Source organism: Micromonospora sp. NPDC047548 (genome assembly GCF_040642975.1).
GTDB lineage: Bacteria > Actinomycetota > Actinomycetes > Mycobacteriales > Micromonosporaceae > Micromonospora.
Genome location: NZ_JBEYTI010000103.1, coordinates 1 through 5,018, shown reverse-complemented (window position 1 = coordinate 5,018; position 5,018 = coordinate 1). Strand labels below are relative to the sequence as shown.

The 5,018-nt window shown below is 58.1% G+C and carries 3 rRNA genes; all 3 read right to left on the bottom strand.

The window, feature by feature from the left end:
* Positions 1 to 2: 2 nt before the first annotated feature.
* Positions 3 to 119 (bottom strand): 5S ribosomal RNA (gene rrf, locus ABZ807_RS33045).
* A gap of 86 nt (positions 120 to 205) precedes the next feature.
* Positions 206 to 3,316, bottom strand: a 23S ribosomal RNA gene (locus ABZ807_RS33040).
* A gap of 379 nt (positions 3,317 to 3,695) precedes the next feature.
* A 16S ribosomal RNA gene (locus ABZ807_RS33035) occupies positions 3,696 to 5,018 on the bottom strand; the annotation flags it as partial.

Here is a 5,018-nt window from a genome sequence, read left to right as displayed (position 1 = left end):
TTGTCCGGCGGTGTCCTACTCTCCCACACCCTCCCGAGTGCAGTACCATCGGCGCTGGAGGGCTTAGCTTCCGGGTTCGGAATGTTACCGGGCGTTTCCCCTCCGCCATGACCGCCGTAACTCTATCGACTTGTCAAACACCACACCCAACATTGTTGGGGGTGTTCGTTTGTCGGGAGTTGCACAGTGGACGCGTAGCAGCTTCGTAGTCAAGTCCTCGGCCTATTAGTACCGGTCAACTGAACCCGTTACCGGGCTTACATTTCCGGCCTATCAACCCAGTCGTCTAGCTGGGGGCCTTACCCACCCAAAGGATGGTGGGATACCTCATCTTGAAGCGAGCTTCCCGCTTAGATGCTTTCAGCGGTTATCCCTTCCGAACGTAGCTAACCAGCCGTGCCCCTGGCGGGACAACTGGCACACCAGAGGTTCGTCCGTCCCGGTCCTCTCGTACTAGGGACAGCCCTTCTCAAGTATCCTACGCGCACGGCGGATAGGGACCGAACTGTCTCACGACGTTCTAAACCCAGCTCGCGTACCGCTTTAATGGGCGAACAGCCCAACCCTTGGGACCTGCTACAGCCCCAGGATGCGACGAGCCGACATCGAGGTGCCAAACCATCCCGTCGATATGGACTCTTGGGGAAGATCAGCCTGTTATCCCCGGGGTACCTTTTATCCGTTGAGCGACACCGCTTCCACTCGCAAGTGCCGGATCACTAGTCCCGACTTTCGTCCCTGCTCGACCTGTCAGTCTCACAGTCAAGCTCCCTTGTGTACTTGCACTCAACACCTGATTGCCAACCAGGCTGAGGGAACCTTTGGGCGCCTCCGTTACCCTTTAGGAGGCAACCGCCCCAGTTAAACTACCCACCAGACACTGTCCCTGAACCGGATAACGGTCCGAAGTTAGATACCCAAATCAACCAGAGTGGTATTTCAAGATTGCCTCCACCCATACTGGCGTATGGACTTCACCGGCTCCCACCTATCCTACACAAGCTAATTCGGATACCAATGTCAAGCTATAGTAAAGGTCCCGGGGTCTTTCCGTCCTGCCGCGCGTAACGAGCATCTTTACTCGTAATGCAATTTCGCCGGGCCTGTGGTTGAGACAGTGGGGAAGTCGTTACGCCATTCGTGCAGGTCGGAACTTACCCGACAAGGAATTTCGCTACCTTAGGATGGTTATAGTTACCACCGCCGTTTACTGGCGCTTAAGTTCTCCGCTTCGCCCCGAAGAGCTAACAGGTCCCCTTAACGTTCCAGCACCGGGCAGGCGTCAGTCCATATACATCGAATTACTTCTTCGCATGGACCTGTGTTTTTAGTAAACAGTCGCTTCCCCCTGCTCTCTGCGGCCATACAACGCTCCACCCGCGCGGGGCTTCACGTCTCCGGCCCCCCTTCTCCCTAAGTTACGGGGGCAATTTGCCGAGTTCCTTAACCACAGTTCGCCCGATCGCCTCGGTATTCTCTACCTGACCACCTGTGTCGGTTTGGGGTACGGGCCGCTAAGAACTCGCTAGAGGCTTTTCTCGGCAGCATAGGATCACTGACTTCACCTGAATCGGCTCGGCATCACGTCTCAGCCTATATGCACCACGGATTTGCCTATGGTGCGGCCTACACGCTTACCCCGGCACAACCACCGGCCGGGATCAGCTACCTTCCTGCGTCACCCCATCGCTTGACTACTACCCGCCAGGTTCCCACGCTCCCCATCATCGGTCCGAAGACCTCCGACAGTTCGGGTGGTTAGCACAACGAGGTTCATCAGGGACGCTCTTTCGCGGGTACGGGAATATCAACCCGTTGTCCATCGACTACGCCTCTCGGCCTCGCCTTAGGTCCCGACTCACCCAGGGCGGATTAGCCTGGCCCTGGAACCCTTGGTCATCCGGCGGAAGGGTTTCTCACCCTTCTTTCGCTACTCATGCCTGCATTCTCACTCGTGCCGCGTCCACAACTAGGTCACCCCGTTGCTTCACCCCCGGCACGACGCTCCCCTACCCATCCACACACCTGCACGGCACATCAAGGCACCGCAAGGTTAAAATGTGAATGCCACAGCTTCGGCGGTGTGCTTGAGCCCCGCTACATTGTCGGCGCGGAACCACTTGACCAGTGAGCTATTACGCACTCTTTAAAGGGTGGCTGCTTCTAAGCCAACCTCCTGGTTGTCTATGCGACCCCACATCCTTTTCCACTTAGCACACGCTTAGGGGCCTTAGCTGGTGATCTGGGCTGTTTCCCTCTCGACTACGAAGCTTATCCCCCGCAGTCTCACTGCCGCGCTCTCACTTACCGGCATTCGGAGTTTGGCTGATTTCGGTAAGCTTGTGGGCCCCCTAGACCATCCAGTGCTCTACCTCCGGCAAGAAACACGCGACGCTGCACCTAAATGCATTTCGGGGAGAACCAGCTATCACGGAGTTTGATTGGCCTTTCACCCCTAACCACAGGTCATCCCCCAACTTTTCAACGTTGGTGGGTTCGGCCCTCCACGCGGTCTTACCCGCGCTTCAGCCTGCCCATGGCTAGATCACTCCGCTTCGGGTCTAGGACACGCGACTGAATCGCCCTATTCAGACTCGCTTTCGCTACGGCTCCCCCACACGGGTTAACCTCGCCACATGCCACTAACTCGCAGGCTCATTCTTCAAAAGGCACGCCGTCACCCCGCAAGGCTCCGACGGATTGTAGGCGAACGGTTTCAGGTACTATTTCACTCCCCTCCCGGGGTACTTTTCACCATTCCCTCACGGTACTCGTCCGCTATCGGTCACCAGGAAGTATTTAGGCTTACCAGGTGGTCCTGGCAGATTCACGGCAGATTTCAGGGGTCCGCCGCTACTCGGGAACACCCACAGAAGGTCAGCAACTTTCACGTACCGGACTATCACCGTCTACGGTTGGCTTTTCCACACCATTCGGCTAGCCACTGACTTTGTAACTCCTCGAACAAGTGTCAGCTTGTTCAGCGGGGTCCCACAACCCCGACCACGCAACCCCTGACAGGTATCACACGCAGCCGGTTTAGCCTCAATCCGCTTTCGCTCGCCACTACTCACGGAATCACTAAATTGTTTTCTCTTCCTACGGGTACTGAGATGTTTCACTTCCCCGCGTTCCCTCCATACACCCTATGTGTTCAGGTGCAGGTGACACCACATGACTGGTGCCGGGTTTCCCCATTCGGACACCCTGGGATCACAGCTTGGTTGACAGCTCCCCCAGGCCTATCGCGGCCTCCCACGTCCTTCATCGGCTCCTGGTGCCAAGGCATCCACCGTTCGCCCTTGACAACTTGACCACAAAGATGCTCGCGTCCACTGTGCAATTCTCAACAAACGACCAACCCACAACCCGATCCGCCCCACACCTCGACCCCTCACAGGGATCCCGTTTGCGAGGCCAGGCCATGCCTGGCAGCCCGCGAAGCGCTCACGCTTCGCTAGAAGGCTCTGAAAGACAACCCACAGGTTGTTCCTTCAGGACCCAACAGGGTGCTCTACATCCGTGCCCAGCCGCACCAGGACTCCGTTCCACACCACTCCGAAGAGCAGCAGTACCAGGAGGAACCCGGCCGTTGCCAGGACCAGACTCGCCAGTGTCTCCGCCATTGAGCACCCCACCATCACATTCGAATGGTGTGGGCTCCTTACCACCTTTCGGTGGAAGGTGCTCCTTAGAAAGGAGGTGATCCAGCCGCACCTTCCGGTACGGCTACCTTGTTACGACTTCGTCCCAATCGCCAGCCCCACCTTCGACGGCTCCCTCCCACAAGGGGTTGGGCCACCGGCTTCGGGTGTTGCCGACTTTCGTGACGTGACGGGCGGTGTGTACAAGGCCCGGGAACGTATTCACCGCAGCGTTGCTGATCTGCGATTACTAGCGACTCCGACTTCACGGGGTCGAGTTGCAGACCCCGATCCGAACTGAGACCGGCTTTTTGGGATTCGCTCCACCTCACGGTATCGCAGCCCATTGTACCGGCCATTGTAGCATGCGTGAAGCCCTGGACATAAGGGGCATGATGACTTGACGTCATCCCCACCTTCCTCCGAGTTGACCCCGGCAGTCTTCGATGAGTCCCCGCCATAACGCGCTGGCAACATCGAACGAGGGTTGCGCTCGTTGCGGGACTTAACCCAACATCTCACGACACGAGCTGACGACAGCCATGCACCACCTGTGACCGCCCCCGAAGGACCCGACATCTCTGCCGGTTTTGCGGCCATGTCAAACCCAGGTAAGGTTCTTCGCGTTGCATCGAATTAATCCGCATGCTCCGCCGCTTGTGCGGGCCCCCGTCAATTCCTTTGAGTTTTAGCCTTGCGGCCGTACTCCCCAGGCGGGGCGCTTAATGCGTTAGCTGCGGCACAGGGAACCGGAGAGGCCCCCCACACCTAGCGCCCAACGTTTACAGCGTGGACTACCAGGGTATCTAATCCTGTTCGCTCCCCACGCTTTCGCTCCTCAGCGTCAGTATCGGCCCAGAGACCCGCCTTCGCCACCGGTGTTCCTCCTGATATCTGCGCATTTCACCGCTACACCAGGAATTCCAGTCTCCCCTACCGAACTCTAGCCTGCCCGTATCGACTGCAGGCCCGCAGTTGAGCTGCGGGTTTTCACAGTCGACGCGACAAGCCGCCTACGAGCTCTTTACGCCCAATAAATCCGGACAACGCTCGCGCCCTACGTCTTACCGCGGCTGCTGGCACGTAGTTGGCCGGCGCTTCTTCTGCAGGTACCGTCACTTACGCTTCGTCCCTGCTGAAAGAGGTTTACAACCCGAAGGCCGTCATCCCTCACGCGGCGTCGCTGCATCAGGCTTCCGCCCATTGTGCAATATTCCCCACTGCTGCCTCCCGTAGGAGTCTGGGCCGTGTCTCAGTCCCAGTGTGGCCGGTCGCCCTCTCAGGCCGGCTACCCGTCGTCGCCTTGGTAGGCCATCACCCCACCAACAAGCTGATAGGCCGCGAGCCCATCCCAGGCCGAAAAACTTTCCACCA